General features: G+C 62.8%; 21 protein-coding genes. 8 read left to right on the forward strand and 13 right to left on the reverse strand.

What is annotated here, in order from left to right:
* The 3 genes from VF436_RS17395 to hutI all read left to right on the forward strand — a co-directional run.
* The coding region (locus VF436_RS17395; protein ID WP_330905303.1) for a carbon-nitrogen hydrolase family protein at positions 1-649 on the forward strand (649 nt) is incomplete at its 5' end.
* A complete protein-coding gene (locus VF436_RS17400) occupies positions 646-2,046 on the forward strand; it encodes a chloride channel protein (protein WP_330905304.1) in 1,401 nt (466 codons plus the stop codon). The genes VF436_RS17395 and VF436_RS17400, both read left to right, overlap by 4 nt.
* Positions 2,047-2,049: 3 nt before the next feature.
* The gene (hutI, locus tag VF436_RS17405) at positions 2,050-3,267 is read left to right on the forward strand and encodes an imidazolonepropionase (RefSeq protein WP_330905305.1); all 1,218 of its coding nucleotides are present in this window, start codon (positions 2,050-2,052) and stop codon (positions 3,265-3,267) included.
* Positions 3,268-3,300: 33 nt separating this feature from the next.
* On the opposite strand, the gene VF436_RS17410 is transcribed toward hutI, so the two are convergent.
* The 7 genes from VF436_RS17410 to gltX all read right to left on the reverse strand — a co-directional run bounded on the left by VF436_RS17410 (position 3,301) and on the right by gltX (position 8,456).
* A complete protein-coding gene (locus tag VF436_RS17410) occupies positions 3,301-4,155 on the reverse strand; it encodes a lysozyme inhibitor LprI family protein (RefSeq protein WP_330905306.1) in 855 nt (284 codons plus the stop codon).
* A 141-nt stretch (positions 4,156-4,296) separates the two neighbouring features.
* Positions 4,297-4,458: a 30S ribosomal protein THX gene (locus tag VF436_RS17415; RefSeq protein ID WP_330905307.1), complete on the reverse strand. Its 162-nt coding sequence runs from the start codon at positions 4,456-4,458 to the stop codon at positions 4,297-4,299.
* Between the two features lie 70 nt (positions 4,459-4,528).
* Entirely contained in the window at positions 4,529-5,518 is a 990-nt protein-coding gene (locus VF436_RS17420; protein ID WP_330905308.1) for a cation diffusion facilitator family transporter, read from the reverse strand.
* 61 nt (positions 5,519-5,579) lie between these two features.
* Positions 5,580-6,008, reverse strand: coding sequence for a MerC domain-containing protein (locus tag VF436_RS17425; RefSeq protein WP_330905309.1), 429 nt, complete (start codon positions 6,006-6,008; stop codon positions 5,580-5,582).
* A gap of 98 nt (positions 6,009-6,106) precedes the next feature.
* On the reverse strand, positions 6,107-6,601 hold the full coding sequence (locus VF436_RS17430) for a transcriptional repressor (RefSeq protein ID WP_330905310.1): 495 nt from the start codon (positions 6,599-6,601) through the stop codon (positions 6,107-6,109).
* A gap of 77 nt (positions 6,602-6,678) precedes the next feature.
* Positions 6,679-7,002 carry a hypothetical protein gene (locus tag VF436_RS17435; protein ID WP_330905311.1) on the reverse strand — a complete coding sequence of 108 codons (324 nt, stop codon included), beginning with the start codon at positions 7,000-7,002 and terminating at the stop codon, positions 6,679-6,681.
* Positions 7,003-7,052: 50 nt separating this feature from the next.
* A complete protein-coding gene (gltX, locus tag VF436_RS17440; RefSeq protein WP_330905312.1) occupies positions 7,053-8,456 on the reverse strand; it encodes a glutamate--tRNA ligase in 1,404 nt (467 codons plus the stop codon).
* 28 nt (positions 8,457-8,484) lie between these two features.
* Between gltX and VF436_RS17445 the strand changes: the two genes are divergently transcribed.
* A complete protein-coding gene (locus VF436_RS17445) occupies positions 8,485-9,267 on the forward strand; it encodes a transporter (RefSeq protein WP_330905313.1) in 783 nt (260 codons plus the stop codon).
* Positions 9,268-9,636: 369 nt separating this feature from the next.
* On the opposite strand, the gene VF436_RS17450 is transcribed toward VF436_RS17445, so the two are convergent.
* Positions 9,637-10,281 (reverse strand): TetR/AcrR family transcriptional regulator C-terminal domain-containing protein, encoded by a 645-nt coding sequence (locus tag VF436_RS17450; protein ID WP_330905314.1) that lies wholly within the window; start codon positions 10,279-10,281, stop codon positions 9,637-9,639.
* Positions 10,282-10,358: 77 nt separating this feature from the next.
* Between VF436_RS17450 and VF436_RS17455 the strand changes: the two genes are divergently transcribed.
* The gene (locus VF436_RS17455) at positions 10,359-11,873 is read left to right on the forward strand and encodes an FAD-dependent monooxygenase (RefSeq protein WP_330905315.1); all 1,515 of its coding nucleotides are present in this window, start codon (positions 10,359-10,361) and stop codon (positions 11,871-11,873) included.
* Between the two features lie 5 nt (positions 11,874-11,878).
* Here VF436_RS17455 and VF436_RS17460 read toward each other — a convergent pair whose 3' ends face one another.
* Positions 11,879-12,313 (reverse strand): DUF4399 domain-containing protein, encoded by a 435-nt coding sequence (locus VF436_RS17460; protein WP_330905316.1) that lies wholly within the window; start codon positions 12,311-12,313, stop codon positions 11,879-11,881.
* Between the two features lie 176 nt (positions 12,314-12,489).
* On the opposite strand from VF436_RS17460, the gene VF436_RS17465 reads away from it, so the two are divergent.
* Together VF436_RS17465 and VF436_RS17470 are read left to right on the forward strand one after the other, a co-directional pair.
* The gene (locus VF436_RS17465) at positions 12,490-13,647 is read left to right on the forward strand and encodes a glycosyltransferase family 1 protein (RefSeq protein ID WP_330905317.1); all 1,158 of its coding nucleotides are present in this window, start codon (positions 12,490-12,492) and stop codon (positions 13,645-13,647) included.
* On the forward strand, positions 13,619-14,173 hold the full coding sequence (locus tag VF436_RS17470; protein WP_330905318.1) for a phosphatase PAP2 family protein: 555 nt from the start codon (positions 13,619-13,621) through the stop codon (positions 14,171-14,173). Before VF436_RS17465 ends, VF436_RS17470 begins: the two co-directional genes overlap by 29 nt.
* 431 nt (positions 14,174-14,604) lie before the next feature.
* Here the strand turns inward: VF436_RS17470 and accD are convergent, their stop codons facing one another.
* Genes accD through trpB form a run of 3 tightly spaced genes read right to left on the reverse strand, consistent with a single transcriptional unit; the run spans position 14,605 to position 17,530 of the window.
* Entirely contained in the window at positions 14,605-15,474 is an 870-nt protein-coding gene (gene accD / locus VF436_RS17475; RefSeq protein ID WP_330905319.1) for an acetyl-CoA carboxylase, carboxyltransferase subunit beta, read from the reverse strand.
* A 47-nt stretch (positions 15,475-15,521) separates the two neighbouring features.
* A complete protein-coding gene (trpA, locus tag VF436_RS17480) occupies positions 15,522-16,322 on the reverse strand; it encodes a tryptophan synthase subunit alpha (RefSeq protein WP_330905320.1) in 801 nt (266 codons plus the stop codon).
* The gene (gene trpB / locus VF436_RS17485) at positions 16,319-17,530 is read right to left on the reverse strand and encodes a tryptophan synthase subunit beta (protein ID WP_330905321.1); all 1,212 of its coding nucleotides are present in this window, start codon (positions 17,528-17,530) and stop codon (positions 16,319-16,321) included. Before trpB ends, trpA begins: the two co-directional genes overlap by 4 nt.
* 111 nt (positions 17,531-17,641) lie before the next feature.
* On the opposite strand from trpB, the gene VF436_RS17490 reads away from it, so the two are divergent.
* Positions 17,642-18,538 carry a LysR family transcriptional regulator gene (locus tag VF436_RS17490; RefSeq protein ID WP_330905322.1) on the forward strand — a complete coding sequence of 299 codons (897 nt, stop codon included), beginning with the start codon at positions 17,642-17,644 and terminating at the stop codon, positions 18,536-18,538.
* Here VF436_RS17490 and VF436_RS17495 read toward each other — a convergent pair.
* Entirely contained in the window at positions 18,529-19,530 is a 1,002-nt protein-coding gene (locus tag VF436_RS17495; protein WP_330905323.1) for a cupin-like domain-containing protein, read from the reverse strand. The two genes, VF436_RS17490 and VF436_RS17495, sit on opposite strands and share 10 nt — an antisense overlap.
* Positions 19,531-19,557: the final 27 nt, after the last annotated feature.

A 19,557-nucleotide genomic window follows, 5' to 3' on the forward strand; every position in this document is an offset into this window, starting at 1 on the left:
GCTGGCGGTACACTACAACATCAACATCGTCGCCGGCACCCACCCCACCGAGCAGGCCAATGGCGACATCCACAACGTCTGCTACGTCTGCCTGCGCGACGGCTCGCTACACGAGCGCGAGAAGCTGCATCCCACGCCCAGCGAACGCACGGTATGGAGCATCACCGGCGGCGAAACGGCGGCGACCATCCAGACCGACTGCGGCCCCATCGGCGTCATGATCTGCTACGACTCGGAGTTCCCTGAGGTGGCTCGCCACCTCACCGACCAGGGCGCGCTGATTCTGTTCGTGCCTTTCTGCACTGACGTACGCGAAGGCTATCTGCGCGTGCGTTACTGCTCGCAGGCGCGTGCCATCGAGAACCAGTGCTACGTGGTGCTATCCGGTAATGTGGGTAACCTGCCCGGCGTGAACAACTTCGATATCCAGTACGGGCAAAGCTGCATCCTTACGCCCAGCGATTTCCCGTTTGCGCGCGACGGCGTCGCGGCCGACTCCACGCCCAATATCGAAACGGTGTTGTTCGCCGATCTCAGCCTGGAGAGCCTGGCACGTGCGCGCAACTCTGGCGCGGTGCAAAATCTCAAGGATCGCCGTTTCGATCTATACGAAACCCGTTGGACCCGTAAGCCGGATATCGCAACATGAGTGAGCAGGAACCGCGCGGTGATGATGCCGTGTCCGCCCCCCAGGGGCGATGGCAGCGATTGGCTGCCTCCAATGATCTTTTCTCGCCTGTGCAATGGCGTCGCCGTATCCTGTTCTGGAGCGGAGCCATCATCGTGGGCGTCGCCGCCGTCGGCTTTGCCCAGGCAGCCGATTACGTGTTCGAGCTGTTCCAACGCGTAGTGCACGCCAGCCGGTTCTGGCCATTCCTGATTACGCCAGCCGTATTTGCCCTGCTTGCCTGGCTGACCAATGGCGCGCTCAAGCCCACGCGCGGCTCGGGTATTCCGCAGGCCATCGCTGCATTGAAAGTGGAAGATGAGGCCTTTCGCGGCGGGTTGCTGAGCCTGCGCGTGGCGCTAGGCAAAATGGCGCTGACCCTGGCCGCCTTGTTGGGCGGCGCCTCGGTCGGTCGTGAGGGCCCCACCGTACACGTGGGTGCCGGCTTGTTGTATTCGCTGGGCCGGCGTTTTGGCTTTGCCGAACCGGCCGCGATCGGTCGTTTCATTCTGGCCGGGTCGGCGGCGGGCTTGGCGGCGGCCTTCAACACGCCCCTGGCCGGCGTGGTATTCGCCATCGAGGAAATGAGCGGTGCATTCGAGCATCGCATGAGTGGCATCCTGCTGACCGCGGTGATTATCTCAGGCGTGGTCTCTCTGGGTATCCTGGGTAACTACGCGTATTTCGGACGCTTCGACATTGCGCTACCGCTGGGGCAGGCGTGGTGGGCGGTGCTTGCGACCGGGCTGATCTGCGGCCTCGCTGGCGGCTTGTTCGCGCGATTGATCCTGCCCAGCGACAGGGGCTTCCTCGGCATGGTGGGCCGCCTGCGCGCACGCCAGCCGGTGATCTTCGCCGCTGCCTGTGGCCTGGCGCTGGTGCTGCTCAGCCAGATGACGCACAACGGCTTGTACGGCACAGGGTACGCGCAAGCCAAGGGATTGCTCGAAGGTAACGCCAATACCGTGTCTGGCTTCGGCGCTCTGAAGTTCCTGGGCAATATCGCGTCCTATTGGGCTGGTATTCCCGGCGGCATCTTCTCGCCGGCACTGGCCGTCGGTGCGGGCCTGGGCAACAACCTGGTTCCGTTGATGCCAGGCGTGGACCCGGCCTCGGTGATCCTGCTGGCCATGGCCGCGTACCTGTCGGGGGTGACCCAGGCGCCATTGACGGCCACGGTGATCTCGATGGAATTGACGGCCAACCAGCAGATGGCGCTTCCGATCATGGCGACCTGCCTGCTCGCTCGCGCCACCTCCTCCCTGGTGTGCCGCAAACCGGTCTACAAGGCTCTGGCCGATCGCCTGATCGACGAATACGAACGCCGCAAGCTTGCCGACACCCCTGTCCACGCCCCTGTCGCACCGGCCGGAAACTGACCGATGCCCTGGGATACATTGCTGGTCAACGCCAATCTGGCGACCTTCGATGGAAACCAGCCGTACGGGCTGATCGAAGATGGCGCGCTGGCATTGGAAGCCGGTCGCATCGCCTGGATTGGCCCGCGCAGCTCGCTCCCACTCCACGCGGCAGCGGGCCAGACGCGCGATCTGGCCGGTGCGCTGGTCACGCCCGGCCTGATCGACTGTCACACCCACCTGGTTTTCGGCGGCGATCGGGCACATGAATTCGACCTGCGCCTCAATGGTGCCACGTATGAGGACATCGCCCGCGCGGGCGGCGGCATTGCCTCGACAGTGAGCGCAACGCGCCAGGCAGACGACGACGGACTGCTCGCGCAATCGCTGCCACGCGCACAGGCCTTGCTCGCCGATGGCGTAACCACCCTGGAAATCAAGTCAGGCTACGGGCTTGAGCTCGACAGCGAACGCCGCATGCTGCGCGTGGCGCGCCGTATCGGCAACGAGCTGGGCATCGATGTACGCACGACCTTTCTGGGCCTGCACGCCTTGCCGGCATCGCACCAGCACCAGCGCGACGCCTATGTCGCCAGCGTATGCGACCAGATGCTGCCGGCACTGGCAAGCGAGGGGCTAGTGGATGCCGTGGATGCGTTCTGCGAGAACATCGGCTTCACCCGCGATGAGACCCGGCGAGTCTTCGACCGCGCCCGGGCACTGGGACTTCCCGTGAAGCTGCATGCCGAGCAATTGACCGACCAGGGTGGCGCCGCCCTGGTCGCCGAGTTTGGCGGCTTGTCGGCAGATCACCTGGAATATCTCAGCGAGTCAGGCGTCGCGGCGATGGCCGCCGCAGGCACGGTCGCGGTCCTCCTTCCAGGCGCCTTCTACGCCTTGCGCGAGACGACATTGCCGCCCATTGCGACGCTACGCGAACATCGGGTGCCGATGGCCGTTGCTACCGATTGCAATCCCGGCACTTCGCCACTGCTTTCGCTGCGCCTGGCCGCCGGCATGGCCTGCACGCTGTTCCGGCTTACGCCCGAGGAAGCCTTGCGCGGCGTCACTGTGGAAGCGGCGCGCGCCCTGGGCCTGGCCGATCGCGGCCGGCTGGCACCAGGACTGCGTGGCGACCTGGCGATATGGCAGGTACAGCGCCCCGCCGAGCTTTGCTACTGGATCGGCGGGACGCTACTGCGTGACGTCTACTTGAAGGGTGAACCCACCGCTTCGCACTGAATCGAGTGCGAAGCGGTACGTGCGCCACGTGCCTTATTGACCGGCGTGTCCCAAGGGGAAACGGGTATCGGTCAGGCAGGCATGAATCCAGCCCTGCTCACCGTCGTCGTCGGCCACACTCAGTTCGGGGTCCAGCTTCAGCACGTCGCCGCTCCCGAAAGCCGCATTGAACTGCGCATCGGTGGGATGGGTATTCCAATGCGATTTTTGATCGGAATAGCTATCGGGGCACTCACTATCGGTGCTCGTACCCAAGGCGCACGTCGCTATCGGCTTCAGCTTTACTCCATCCACGTCGGCCACCGCGCGCACCGTTTCTTCGCTGTAGCTGGCGAAATCTGCGCTTTCGGCACAGACACGGTGATTGTTCTGGTACGCATGACTGCCGAAGCAGTTATAGGAATATTTCGTAGGGTCCTGCCGATCAGGAATAAATGAACACGATCCGTGGTAGCCGGCAAAAGGGCCACCGGAATAGGCAGCGGCGGCAGCGCGCTGCTTGAGGGCATCGGCGACGAACCGGGGCTGACCGCCCGAAACCTCTTGCAGGTCGGAAATGCGGGCGCGGGTCACCGCCAGCACCACGGCACGCTGCTGGGCTTCATCGAGCCCTTCCCCGTCTCCCGCCGACAAATCACTCAGATCATGTTCGCGCGCGACGATCCAGCGACGCTGGCTATTGATGAGGCTGGCGCGAATATCGGCGTCCTTGACCTGGCGCAGCAGCTTGAAATAAGCCGCCGACATGGCGTTATCCACTGCGGTCAGCTTCTTGTCGCCGCAAATGCGCTTCTCCATCTTTGTCGAAGCCTTGGCGCAATCCATCGCCACGGCAGGCATGCTGACCAGACCCAACAGCACAAGCAATCCACCCAAAGGAGCTTTCATGATCCGTTGACTCCTATCCATCACCACAATGATCGAAAATGCGTAAACCCTGACACCGCAAAGACCCGGTCAGGACGCCGGACATAAAAAAGCCTCCGAACATGCGGAGGCTTTTCAGCCAGCGGCCAGAAACAAGATGCTTTAGGCGGACTTCTTCTTCGGCGCGGCCTTCTTGGCGGCGGCCGGCTTGGTCACAGTGTCCTTGCCGCCGACGACAGCCGGCTGGGCACCGTGGATACGGGTGTTGCCGTAGCTACCACGATAGGTCTTGCCACGACGGGTCTTGCGATCGCCCTTACCCATGGATCTCTCCTTCAAATACAAAAAAAGTTTCGGCCAAGCATCGTAGCAGTGCCCGTCCAAAGCGCAAGGGTCAGGCGCGGCCGTGCCCGGCGCAGCCCCTGCCCACGTCCTGGCAAGGGCCAGGATCGATCTGCACCGTCGCATGGCGGATACCGAAACGCTCATCCAGCACGGTCTTGATGATGGCCAGGACACGGGCCTGCTGGCTGTCGTCATGCAGTTCGGCATGCAGGGTCGCCATGCGCGAGCCAGAGGCCAGTTGCCACACGTGCACGTGATGTACATCGCGAATCATGGCATCGGCCGTGCGCAGCACATCAGTGATCTGGGCAGCATCCACGCCCTCGGGCACGCCCTCCAGCAGGATGTGCGCCGAACGCCGCAGCAATCCCCAGGCACTGCCCAGGATCAACAATGAAACCAGCAGCGAGAGCACCGGATCGGCCCAGTTCCACCCCAGCCAGCGCACCGCCAATGCTGCCAGCACCGCCGCCACGGAACCGAGCAGGTCGCCCAATACATGCAAAGTGGCGCCGGCCAGGTTCACATCGTCGTGCGCATGGCCATGCAGGGTGCGCAGCACCACCACATTGACCGCCAGGCCTATCAGCGCCACCACCAGCATGATCCCGGAAAGGATTTCCCCGGGATGGAACAATCGTTCGATGGCTTCATAGGCAATAAAGCCCACCAACACGAACTGGGTCAGTGCATTGACGAAGCCAGCGAGCACCTCCAGGCGGCCATAGCCGTAGGTGCGTCGCTCGTCGGCCGGCTTGCGCGCCAGCCAGGCGCCGACCACGGCAAGCAGCAGCGCAAGTGAATCGACCAGCATGTGTCCAGCATCGGCGAGCAAGGCCAGCGAGCCGGATAAAGTGCCGCCGATGGCCTCGGCCACCAGCATCACCGTGGTCAGTACGAAAGCAAAAAGCAGCTTGCGCTCGCGCCCTTCTCCACGCGGCAAGCCATGATCGTGGTCATGACCATGACCATGATCATGGGAATGGTCGTGATGCGCATGATCGTCATGATCATGCGAGTGCGCGTGTGCAGAGTTCATGGGCGAATGCTAGGAAGCAGGTGCGGCGTTACACAATCACCGGATGCATGCAAGCTTCGTGTCAGCCGTGCGCATGGCCGTGATGCGCATGGTTGGACTGGCGATCGATGCGAAGGTTTACGAAATGCGCCGCAGCCACCAGCATGCCGCCACAGGTCACCATCACGCTATGCACCATGATGGAGATGCCTTCGGCATAGGTCACGCCAAACACAAGCAAGCACAACCCCGGCAGGGCCAGCAACAATGGCAGTGGCCTGTGATGGCGACGAAAACCATTGCCAAGCGCAAACAGGGCCAGCGCGCTGGCGAACAACACGAAGCCACGCTCGAAGCGATGATCGGCCAGGAAACTCAGGCCAATGAACGGCAGTACGCTCAGCACGAACGGCAGCGCTGCGCAGTGAATGGCGCACAGGAACGACGCCATGGCGCCAAGCCTGTCGGCGAACGACCATAAACGGGATTTGCTAGCTTGCTCGGAATCCATGGGGAGTGCGGCCGGCCGAAGCAGGGGGACAGGGTCGCTATGTTATATAGTAACAACCCATTTCACCAGAGGCTGATTGATTCGTTCGTAGGGGCCGTTCAGCCCTTGCGGCAATCCTTGCACACGCCGTGCACTTCCAGGGTCTGCGCCTGCGAACGAAAGCCAAACGCCTTGGCCTGCGCCTCGATCAGCTCAGCCACGCGCTCGTCGCACACTTCCTGGGCGCTGGAACATACGTCGCAGATCAGGAATGGCACCTGGTGCGATTCGGCCGGGTGATGGCAGGACACGAAGGCGTTGATGGATTCCAGCTTGTGGATGAACTGGTGTTCGAGCAGGAAATCCAGCGCACGATAGACCGTAGGCGGCGCCGCGTTGCCATGGCGCTCACGCAACTGGTCCAACAGGTCATAAGCCTTGACCGGCTTGCCGGCGGCCGCGATGAGCTCCAGCACCTCTTTACGCAGCGGCGTCAGGCGCAGGCCACGCTCTTCGCTCGCCTCCTCGACGGCGCGAACGAATTCTTCCGGATCATCATGGTGGTGATGATGGTGATGGGTCTTGTCGGTCGCGCTGGGGGTCAATGCAGTCACCTCTGGGCGGGATCATAGCATTGGGGGCGAAAAGGGCTGTTCAAGCCACGCCAGGAGCCTGAAAACCGCGCCAGGCCTCATGGTCGTGGCGGCTTCACAGCCCCGGTCCTGCCCGCCTGGCCGCCTCGACCGCGCAGCGGAGGCGGCTCCACGGGCTTTTTCCTGGCCGGCCGCAACACTACGACCCAGCCGATCGGCCCCAGCACCGCCGCCAGCCAGATGCCCTCCCAGAAACGGCCTCGCCACCAGCCGAGTACTCCGCCGACGACGATGAAGAAAATCGTCCACCAGATCAGCGATACCCACGGCACCAGGCCCATCAGGTTGGAGAAGATCTGCCAGAACGCTCCCGGATCGTTCGGATCGACGCCCTGCATCGCCCGCTGCAGCAAGTCATCCATGCGGCGCCCTGCCCTTGCTGGTCAAGCCGGGGCGCCGGACAGTCACGTGCTCAGCCCTTGGCCTTGGCGATGGCTGCATCGATACGCGCCACCGCCTCGTCGCGACCACACAGGTACACCGTGTGGTCGATCGACGGTGACACCTGGGTGCCGGTCATCGCCACGCGCAACGGTTGAGCAATCTTGCCCATGCCCAGTGCCAACTTGGCAGCCACGTCCTCGATCACGCCGTGGATCGCCGCAGGCGTCCACGACTGAAGCGCGAGCAGGCCGGCTCGCGCGGCCTCAAGTACCTGCACCGCGCTATCGGATTGCAGGTGCTTGGCAACGGCCTTGTCGTCACATTCGAGGATCGGGCCGTACCAGATGGCGGCGCGCTCGGCCATTTCCTTGAGCGTGGAGACGCGGTCGCGCAGCGCCACGATCACATCGGCTGGCGCCGGGCCCTTGCCGGTATCGATGCCGGCGCGCTCGAGGTGCCAGGCGAACTCCGGCACGATCGTTTCCGGCGCCTCGGTCTTGAGGTAATGCTGGTTGAGCCACTTGAGCTTTTCCTCGTCGAAACGCGAGGCGGCCTTGTTGGCATCGTTGATGTCGAAGAACTCGATGAGCTCCTGGCGCGAGAAGATTTCCTGGTCACCATGCGACCAGCCCAGGCGTACCAGATAGTTGAGCAGGGCATGCGGCAGGAAGCCCGCATCGCGGTACTCCATCACGCTGACGGAGTTGGTGCGCTTAGAGAGCTTCTTGCCCTGCTGATCCAGGATCATTGGCAGGTGCGCGAACTCTGGCACCGCCGCACCCAGGGCGTGGTAGATGTTGATCTGGCGCGGCGTGTTGTTGACATGGTCGTCACCACGGATCACCTCGGTGATACCCATGTCGATATCGTCCACGACCACGGCGAAGTTGTAGGTAGGCCAGCCGTCGGAGCGGAAGATCACCAGGTCGTCCAACTCGGCATTGGCCCACTCGATCCGGCCCTTGACCTTGTCCTCGAACACCACCGAGCCTTCCTGCGGGTTCTTGAAGCGGATCACCCGATTGGGATCGTCGCGATATGGCTCGTTGCGATCACGGTAGTAACCGCTGTAGCGCGGCTTCTCTCCACGCTCCATGGCCGCCGCACGCATGGCCTCGATCTCGTCTTTACTTTCATAGGCGTAATAAGCCTTGCCGGCGGCGAGAAGCTCGTCGGCGACTTGCTTGTAGCGCGCAAGACGATGGGTCTGGTAGATCGGCGCTTCGTCGGCATCCAGCTCCAGCCAGTGCATGGCATCGAGGATCGCCTTCACGGCTTCATCCGTGGAACGCTCGCGATCGGTATCCTCAATGCGCAGTACGAACTGGCCGCCGCGGCGGCGCGCTTCCAGCCAGCAATAAAGCGCGGTGCGTGCACCGCCGATATGCAGGAAGCCGGTGGGACTGGGGGCAAAGCGGGTACGAACGGTCATGGGTGTCTACTGAGGAGCACGAGGTTGAATGATGGATTTTAGCGGATATCGGGGGCTTCGCGGCCTGCTGCTGTTGGCGTTGCTGACGCCGCCGGGATGGGTACTGGCAGACGACAACACGCCCAGCTACGACCGGCCTGGCTATGGTTTTGCGCCGGATGCCCTGCCACGTGGCGGTTTCGCTTATGAGCAAGGCCTGCCAACCTGGACGCTGGATCACGATGACGGCATCCGCAGCAGCCAGTACACCACCGACAGCCTGCTGCGTCTGGGATTGGGCGGGCACCTGGAGTTGCAATTGGGCGGCTCACCCTTCAACCGGCTGAGCCAGCGCGGCATGGGCATGTCCGAAGTCGATCATGGCCATGGCGACAGCAGCCTTGGCTTGAAGCTGGGCCTGCCATCATCTGACGAAAATTGGAGCTGGGGCCTGCTCGGCACGATTGAGTTCACGGACGGAGCGCAGGCGATCGGCAACGATCGACGCCAGTACACGCTGGGTCTGACGGTGCAACAGCAGGTCGACGAAAAGCACCAGTGGAGTTATTTCGCACAAGCTCAGCAGATGGGTGGTCAGAGCAGTTTTTTCGGTGCCGCTGATTATACGTATCAGTTCTCCCAGGCCTGGGGCGTGTATGGCGAGGCCGCCGTCGAACATGACGACGCTCGCAACGGCATGCAGGTCGGCAATGGCTTTACCTGGTCGCCCAATCCACGGTTGCAATTCGATGCATGGTGGCGTCGAAAAGTGGCCGGTCATGCCAACGACTGGGAAGCCGGCCTGGGCGTGGCGATGTATTTTGGTCGGTGACGCGCGTCCACACCTGGACGAGCATGGCGTTGCGGCACATCACGATTCGCGACCACCGCGCGAAAGTGGATCGCATCATGGCGTGGTCAATTCCTGCGCAACGCGTACCAAGTGATTGAAGTCAAAGCGTCAAACCGCGCTTGTCCACAGGTTTACGTCCACCGCATCCACAGCCGCTGTGGAAAACCTTCGCATGCATGACAGCGCACGTGCACGTGGCCAATGGGCGCTTAGGAGCGACTTCAGTCGTGATGCAATCTGCGATGCAGTCGCAGATGGGGACTCTGAAATCTTCAAGCCACGATTCAGTGGCCATGTAAGGCTCAAATCTCCAAGTCGCGACTTGCTTTTCGCGACTGAAGTCGCTCCTTACGAAGCGCGGGTGAATTCAGCGGCGAAGCCGTTCACGATCATGCGCAGCCCGCGCTCGTAGCGCTGGTCGTATCCGTCGAACAACTGAGCGCCAATGCTATGCGTCAACGGATAACGGGCGGCATCCACGCGCTTCTCGCGCTCAGACAACGCATAGCGAGGATCACGCTGCCCGTCGGGCTGGATCACGGCCTGCTCCTCCAGCGTAAAGCCGATGCCATAGGCATAGATCGTGCCCAGGCACGTGGCGGCGTCCGGTGGTGCGATGCCGTCATCCTGGAAGTGCGCCAGCACGCTCTCCATCGGACCATACATGCTGCTGTCACTGAGATAGGTACCACCGACCATGCGTGCACCGTCGCGGTAGCGCAGCAGCGCCTGGCGCAAGGCCAACCCGAAATAGACACAGCCCTGGCGCCAGTCGCCCATGCCTCCCCACGAGGACAACTCTGTGGCCAGCCCAGCCAGCACTTCAGTCGCCATCTCATCCACAAGATCCTGCTTGCTCTTGAAACGCCAGTACAGGCTGGGGGCCTTGATCCCCAGCCTGGCGGCGATCGAACGCAGGGTCAGACCTTCCAGGCCGGCTTCGTTGAGCAGCTCCAGCCCCGCCCGGACCACGGTTTCTCGATCCACCTTCATGGCAATCCCTAACGTTGTTAGCTAAATCTAACCCTGTTAGATTGTAATCCCTAACATCGTTAGATTGGAGGCTGCACGTGACAACCCTGCTCCCTGTCCTGATCGTCGGTGCCGGCCCGACCGGTCTCACCCTCGCCTGCGACCTGGCTCGCCGCCAGATCCCATTCCGCCTGATCGACGCCTCGCCAGTGGCCTTCAATGGCTCGCGTGGCAAGGGCACGCAACCACGCAGCCTGGAAGTGCTCGAAGACCTCGGCGCCCTGGAGCCGGTCCTTGCAAACGGCTGGTTTCATATGGCCATCCGGTTCTATCGCCCCGATGGCCAGGTCGAAGACATCGATGTGCACAAAGGTCGGCACGCTCGCCCGGATGTCCCCTACGGCTCAACCTTGATGGTGCCCCAATGGCGCGTGGAAGCCGGCATTCGCGATCGCATGCAGGCCCTGGGGGGGCGGGTCGAGTACGGCGTATCGTTGGTCACCCTGGGCCAGGACCAACGACGCGTGACCGCGACGCTGCAGCACACCGATGGCCGGGTGGAAACCGTTCACGCCAGCTATCTGGTCGGCTGCGATGGCGGCCGTAGCGCAACACGCAAGCTGGTCGGCTTCAATTTCGAAGGCCAGACGCTCGAATCCCATCGCATGCTGGTCGGCGACGTCAGCGCAACAGGACTCGATCGTCAGTACTGGCATACCTGGCGCTCGGACCAGGGCTTTCTAGGCATGTGCCCCCTGCCCGGCACTGATCAATATCAGTTCCAGGCATCGGGAGGTCTGGAACTACCCGCGACACCTACCTTGGAGATCTTCCAGCGCATCGTGGAAGAACGCAGCGGACGCACCGACATCGTGCTATCGGCGCCCACGTGGATGTCCCTGTGGCGGGCCAATGTCCGCATGGTCGATCACTACCGCCAGGGGCGCATCTTTCTTGCCGGCGATGCCGCCCACGTCCATTCGCCTGCTGGAGGCCAGGGCATGAATACGGGAATCCAGGATGCGTACAACCTGGCCTGGAAACTGGCCGCCGTCATGCGCGGTGCGAACGCCTCCCTGCTCGACACCTACGAGGAAGAACGCCTGCCTGTTGCGCAATGGCTGCTTGGCCTGTCGAGCAAATTGCACATGCAGATCTCCAGCACGCTGCGCGTGGCGGCACGCCGCGACGAGGAAACCCTTCAGTTGGGCATCAACTACCGGCACGCGGCACTGGCCCAGGAACAGCGGACCACGCCCGGACAACGGCTCGCCGGAGATCGCGCACCCGATGCTCCCGGGTTGCGCGACGCCCTTGGCGCCGAGCACCGCCTGTTCGATCTGCTGCGCGGCACGCACGCCACGGTGTTGGCGTTCGGCGAAACCTGGAAAGAAACCCTCGATGCGATAGATCACCACGGCGACGCGCTCAAGACCCTCCTGATCGCCCCTGGGTACCATGACGATACCCAGGGTCACGCGGCCTCAGCCTATGGCATCGAAAAGCCAACGCTATTTGTCATTCGACCGGACGGCTACATCGGCCTGGTCACGGAACAGCGCGACAGTGACGTCATCGACACCTATCTGTCGCGCATCCTCGCCCAGCCCTGAACGACTTACTTAACGTGCACGGTGATCTTCTTCGAGATGATCGCCGGATCGAACGGGATATGGTTTTCGTCGGCAAGTTCCAACTGCAAGGTGTGCGTACCGGGAGCAAGCTTGAGCGTGGTCTCGGTCTGCCCCTTGCCGAAATGGATATGCGTTTCGTCATTGGGGATCGGCTGACCTGCGGCCGGCAGTTCCTTCACATCGACCAGCAAGTGGTGATGGCCTGTGCCTTCTTTCTTGACGCCGGCCGGCGCCACGCCCATGCCCTTCAGGCCGAAGACCACGGTGAACGACTGGGACACGGTGGCACCGTCCTTGGGCGAGACGATATAAACCTCGGCCCCTGCGGGCGCCTTGGTCACCGGCAGACCCGGCGCATCGGCCGCAAAGACAGCCGCGGAAAGAGAGGTCAACGCCAGGGCAAGCAGGATGCGTTTCATCGGTGACTCCGAGGTTGGGGGGAACCCGGAGTGTAACGACACTGCCACATGAAAAACCGACTACCAACTTCGGGCCTTTGTAAGGGCCGTGACCGTCATGCCTGTGTAACCACACCGCCACGCATGCGCAACCGCCCCCAACGAATCTACACCGGGCCAGCACGTAGAACATCCCAATGCGCATCGGCATTGTCAGCGAAACTTATCCACCCGAGATCAACGGCGTTGCACTGACCGTGCATAGCCTTGCCGCTGGACTTGCCGCCCAGGGGCATCACATCGACCTGATCCGCCCACGGCAAGCGACCGGCTTCAACGACGAAGCCGGCATCGAAACACTCCAAGTCCGAGGCGCGGCACTACCGCGCTACCCGGGGCTGCGCTTCGGCCTTCCGGCTACCTCTCGCCTGCGCGACAGGTGGACAGAAAACCGACCTGACGCAATCTACATCGCCACGGAAGGTCCACTCGGCTGGTCGGCGTTACGCACGGCCACGCAATTGGGTATCCCGGTCGCCACCGGCTTCCACACCCGTTTCGACACCTATGCCAGCCACTATGGCGTGGGTTTTCTCACCTCGGCCGTGCGTGGCTACCTGCGCCGCTTCCACAATCGCTCGGCCGCCACGCTGGTACCTACGACGGCGCTGGCCAAGGAACTGGCCGGACTGGGCGTCACCACCGCAAGGCTGTTGCGCCGCGCTGTCGATACCCAATTGTTCCACCCGATGCATCGCGATCCAGTCCTGCGTGCCTCCTGGAATGCCAGCGATAACGCGCCCGTGGTTTTGTACGTGGGACGTATCGCGCCAGAAAAGAACCTCGATCTGGCCGTGCGCAGTTTCCGCGCGTTGCAGAAAGTGGCGCCTGACGCTCGCTACGTATGGGTCGGCGACGGTCCTGCACGCGAAGCGCTGCAACGCGAGAATCCGGACTTCATCTTTGCTGGCATGCAACGTGGCGACGCGTTGTCGCGCCATTACGCCAGCGCCGACCTGTTTATCTTTCCCTCGCTCAGCGAGACCTTCGGTAACGTGATCCTCGAAGCGCTGGCCGCAGGCCTGCCAGTGGTCGCCTATGAAGAAGGCGCAGCACGCGAGCATCTGTTCGATGGCGTCAATGGTCGCTGCATCGCAATCGGCGAAGAAAGCGCGTTCGTCGAGGCCTGCGTGGATCTGACCATGCATCCGGATCGACTGCGCATGCTGGGGGCCACGGCGACGGAGAGCGTAGCCAGCCTGTCACCCGATGCCGTCATCCGCGAATTCGAAACCCTGTTGCGCCGACTTGGTGAGGACAAACCCCATGAACACCACGCCGCTGCCGTCAGCTGAGGCACTACCGCGCTACGCCTTCGACCGACGCCTGTGCGTCGCCGCGAACCACTGGGGTGCACGCCGTGCCGTCGGCGTGTTCTTCAGCATCATCAGCCGCCTCGGCGACGGCGTGTTCTGGTATGCGCTGATGCTGCTGCTCGCCGTGGTCGATGGCCGTCATGGCCGACTCGCCGCGTTGCAGATGGCGGTCACCGGCCTCACGGCGCTTCTCCTCTACAAACTGCTCAAGCGCTGGACCCGCCGCCCGCGCCCCTTCCGCGCCTGCCCCGGTGTCATCGCGCACATTCCGCCCCTGGATGAATTCAGCTTCCCGTCGGGACACACCCTGCAAGCGGTGAGCTTCACCGTCGTAGCCCTGGCCTGGTATCCCATCCTGGCACCGTTGCTGCTGACGTTTACCAGCCTGGTGGCCGCATCACGGGTGGTGCTGGGGTTGCATTATCCGAGTGATGTGATCGCTGCGACCATCATCGGTGGCGCGCTGGGAACACTGTCGCTATATGGAGCGGCCTTGATGGTGTGAACGCTCATCGAAGCGCTCCCAGTCAAGATATATACGCCCCTGTGCAAACGTTGAGCAACGTGTCGTGGTTGCCAGTGCCATCAATGAGATACACGTGTTTTCCACAGGTTTGCATCCCCGGCATCCACAAGCCCTGTGGAAAACCATGCCGACATGACACCGCGTGTAATCACATGCACGATATCGGCCGCCATCCAAGCGATGGGTCAAGCTTCCCCTGTGCATCGACGATAAAAAAGGGCGGCCTTACAGCCTGTGTGAAAACGTCGGACCATCAACAACGATGTGGCTTCTACGCGAAATCTGACTCACTCGTCGAAAGCAGGTAGGCCAGAATTGCATCTACGCAGACCATTTTGATCAAGAACTGCGCACCGCGAGATCGCGTTTTGCGTTTTCACACAGCCTCCTTAGCCGCCCTTTGCTAAAACTCAGGCCGCGCGAGGGGCTTTCATCATCAGGCCGAGTACGTCGGCCAGTTTGTCGCGCATGTCGCGGCGGTCGACAATCATGTCGATGGCGCCATGTTCGAGCAGGAATTCCGAACGCTGGAAGCCTTCGGGCAGGGTTTCGCGTACGGTCTGCTCGATCACGCGCGGGCCGGCGAAGCCGATCAGGGCCTTGGGCTCGGCAACGTTGATATCGCCCAGCATGCCCAGGCTAGCTGATACGCCACCCGTGGTAGGGTCGGTCAGCACGCTGATATAGGGCACGCCGGCATCACGCATGCGCGCCAGCGCGGCCGAGGTCTTGGCCATCTGCATCAGCGAGAACAACGATTCCTGCATGCGTGCGCCACCGGTAGCCGAGAAACACACCAGTGCACTGCGATCGGCCAGCGCACGCTCGGCGGCGCGGGTGAACTTCTCGCCCACCACCGAGCCCATCGAGCCGCCCATGTAGCTGAACTCGAATGCCACGGCCATCAGGGGGCGGCCCTTGAGCTTGCCGCTCATGGCCAACAATGCGTCTTTCTCGCCGGTGTTCTTCTGCGAGGCAATGACGCGGTCACGATATTTCTTCGAATCGCGGAATTTCAGCGGATCGGTGGGCTCCATGCTGGCCCACAGTTCCTGGGCGCTGCCTTCGTCGAGGAAGGCCGCCAGGCGTGCGCGCGAGCCGATGGCATGATGGTGGCCGCACTTGGGACACACCATCAGGTTGCGCTCCAGCTCCGGCTTGTACAGCACGGCGCCGCAGCCGCCACACTTTTCCCACACGCCCTCGGGGACCTTGCCCTTGCCTGCGGCGGAATTCTGCGTCCGCTCGCGCGGGCCCATGATTTTTTGCAGCCAGTTCATCGCAACACCTCAAACGTTCCCGGGCCGAAGCGGCCCGGAGAGCCGTTTCAGCGTGCATCCAGCGCCGTGCGAATCGGGTGCAGGAAAGCCTGCGCGCGCGAGGCGGCATCTTCCGCCGTCTCCGCTCCCGCCAGCCGCTCGACCAGCGCGCTGCCGATCACCACCGCATCGGCAAAGCCTGCGATGTCCTTGGCGCTGCGCGCATCGCGTACACCAAAGCCCACCGCCACCGGCGCCCTGGCGCGGGTCCGGATATCAGCCACGCGGGCAGCGATATCACGGGTGCTCAAATGGCCCGCGCCGGTGATGCCGGCAAACGACACATAGTACAGGAAACCCTCGGCCGACCCGCATAGGCGCTCCATACGCTCACGTGCGGTCGTGGGCGCGGCCAGCAGGATCTGCTTGAGCCCGGCATCCTTGAGCGGGGCCAGCACGGCGGACTCTTCCAGCGGGCAGTCGACCAGCAATACCCCATCCACGCCCACGGCAGCGGCCTCGCTGGCAAAGCGTTCGTAACCGTGAATCTCGATCGGATTGAGATATCCCATCAGCACGACGGGAGTGCGTGCGTCGCGCTGGCGGAACTCGCCGACCCAGGCAAGCACTTGACCCAAGCCGACGCCCTTGGCGATGGCACGCTCACTGGCATGCTGGATCACCGGGCCGTCGGCCATCGGATCGGAGAACGGAATTCCAAGTTCAATGACATCGGCACCGGCCGTGACCAGGGCATGCATCAGCGCGACAACGTGCGCAGGAGCCGGGTCGCCTGCGGTGACGAATGGAATCAGGCCAGTGCGACCAGCCTGGCGCAGTTCAGAGAAACGTTGTTCGATGCGGTTCATACCTGCACTCCTTCGCGCGCAGCAATGGTGTGCACGTCCTTGTCGCCACGACCGGACAGATTGCACAGCACGATTTCATCGGGTCGCATCTCACGCGCCATCTTCATGGCCTGCGCCACGGCATGACTGGATTCGAGTGCAGCAAGGATGCCTTCGGTGCGTGCCAGCAGATGAAAGGCTTCCAGCGCCTCGTCATCGGTGACACCCACGTAATCGGCGCGACCGGCATCCTTGAGAAATGCATGCTCAGGACCTACACCCGGATAATCCAGGCCCGCCGAGACCGAGTGCGTCTCGATGATCTGGCCGTCGTCATCGCAAAGCACGTAGGTACGATTGCCATGCAGCACACCGGGGCGCCCGGCGGCCAGCGACGCGGCGTGGCGCCCGGTGGCAATCCCCTCGCCAGCCGCTTCGGCACCCACGATTCGCACATCGCGGTCATTGAGGAAGGCGTGGAAAAGCCCGATTGCATTCGAACCACCACCGACGCAAGCGGTGATCGCATCGGGCAAGCGGCCATATTGTTCGAGCATCTGCGCGCGCGCCTCGCGACCGACGATGGCGTTGAAGTCACGCACCATCAGCGGATAAGGGTGCGGACCGGCCACGGTACCGATGATGTAGAACGTATCGGCGACGTTGGTGACCCAGTCGCGCATCGCTTCATTGAGCGCATCCTTGAGGGTCTTGGAGCCGGACGTCACCGGGATGACCTCGGCGCCCAGCAGCTTCATGCGATAGACATTGATCTTCTGGCGCTCGATATCTACTGCCCCCATGTAGACCACGCACCTCAGACCCAGGCGCGCAGCGACGGTCGCGCTGGCCACACCGTGCTGGCCGGCACCGGTTTCGGCAATGATGCGCGGCTTGCCCATCCGCTTGGCCACCAGGGCCTGGCCGATGGTGTTGTTGATCTTGTGCGCGCCGGTGTGATTGAGGTCCTCGCGCTTGAGCAGGATTCTCGCCCCGCCCACGTGCCGCGAAAGCCGCTCAGCGTGATAGATCGGGCTGGGCCGGCCGACGTAGTGCTTGAGATCGTGATCCAGTTCGGCCAGGAACTGCGGGTCGTCCCGCAGGCGCAGGTAGGCCTCGGTCAACTCGGCAATGGGCGCCATGAGGGTCTCGGCGACGTACTGGCCGCCAAAGTCGCCGAAACGCCCGTGAACATCGGGCCATTGATGGAAATCGTCGATCGTGGGCATCGGTCTATCCTGTGCAAAAAACTGTCAGATGGTCTGCAACTTGCTCATTAAAGCGGCTGATCAGCCAAAGTAAAAGCGACAAGATCGCCTGGATCTGTTAGAAAATCTCACATGACCGCCCGCGAACTTCCACCGCTGAACGCGTTACGCGCCTTCGAGGCCGTGGCACGCCTGGAGAGCGTCAGCCGGGCAGCCGGCGAATTGCACGTGACCCACGGGGCGATCAGCCGACAGTTGCGCAGCCTGGAAGAGGCGCTTGGCCAGCCTTTGTTTACCCGCCAGGGCCGCGGCCTGGTGCTCACCCCGACCGGCCACCAGTTGCGCGACAGCGCAGTCGAGGCGTTTGATCGACTGCGGGACGATTGGTCGAGCCTGCGGCGGCGCCACTCAGGTGCTCCCTTCGTACTGGGCTGCTCAAGCAGCGTACTGGCTCGCTGGGTCATTCCACGCCTGGAACGCATGGCACGGGATCTACCGCAACTGACACTGCGCCTGGCCGCCCAGGAAGAAGCCTTTCCATCCTCATGGCGGGAGCTCGATGCCGTCCTGACATTGGCCGGCACACCCTACCCCGCCGATTGCCGGGTGCAGGTGCTGGCGCCCGAGCGTATCGGCCCGGTGATCAGTCCGCGCCATCCCCACTACGCCCGTCTGGCAGGCGCCAGCATCGAAAGTCTGCTGGATGAGCCATTGCTGCACACCGCCTCACGTCCACAGGCCTGGCCCGACTGGGCTCAGGCCATGCAACTCCCCGTCGATCGGCTGCGCCAGGGACAGCGCTTCGATCATCTTTACTATTTGTTAGAAGCCGCACTGGCAGGCCTGGGTATCGCCATTGCACCTCAGCCACTCGTGGCCGACGAGTTGCGTGAGGGCCGCCTGCTGGCTCCCTGGGGATTCGTCACCACAACGGCGCACTGGCTGCTGGTCACGCCGCAACGCATGGACGCGACGCGCAGCGCGCCCCTGGTGTCGTGGCTGCGCCAGGAACTGGCCGGTCAAAGATAACGGCGAATGGCTTCGAGCAACTTGCCTGACTGCTCGACGTCCAGCTCACCCAGCCATCCTCGGCGTTCGGCCGGAATATGCGCAGCCGGGTCTTCATCGCTGAAGACATAGTGCTCAAACAGCACGCGCCACGCCTTGCGCTCGGCGGGCGGCAGCGATTTGTACAAGAGGATGGCATGCAGCAGGCCACCGATCCGGGTGTTGGGGACCAGACCGCTACCCTGCTCTTGCTTCCACCAGTAGTTGACCAGCGCGTTGAGCTTCTTCAGCGACGCGACGTGATGCCACCACATCGGCGGCATATAGATGGCATCCCCGGGCTCCAGATCCGCAACCAGCGCATGCTCCAGTGCCTCGCGCAGGCGGGGAAAGCGCGGATCATCGGGGCGATCCAGCCGAGCCATGCTGATGGCCGCTCCCGTGGGTGCGTAATCGAGCGGGCCGATATACAGATTGCCCACCTGGTCAGGCGGGAACACGGTAAAACGCCGCGCCCCGCAGGCCACACAGGCGATATTGTGATATTCGTCGAAATGCGCGGGCGTGGTGACGCGGTTTCCCAGCCATATTCTTGGCTTGATGCCATCACTCAACCACGGCACGGCGTGCTGTTCGAGAAATCCCGGCACGCAACGCTCGACAGGAGCGCTCTGCAAGGCCACGCCCGTGCCGTCGGATTCAGGCAACTGCAACAGCTTGTGCAATCCCTGCGTGACCGAGGCACGCTGGTGACTGAAATTGAAGTGCGAGCCATCGGCGCTGTAGCCAACGATGCCTTCGGCTTCCGGCGGCATGACCAGCGCATCGACCGCTGTACCGTTATCCCAACCGGCCAACATGGTGGCAAATGCACGATCGGATTGGCGAGCAGCGGCAACGATGGGCCAGTCGGCGACCAGGCCGCGAATCACCATCGGTCGATTCGACGCAAGCAGTTGTGGCAGCGCGTCGCCATGGCCGCTATAGCGGAACTCTTGCATCGACACAGGCATGAGCTATGGGACGTAACTGGCAGCGGA

This window comes from Dyella sp., assembly GCF_036384435.1.
Lineage (GTDB): Bacteria > Pseudomonadota > Gammaproteobacteria > Xanthomonadales > Rhodanobacteraceae > GSA-30.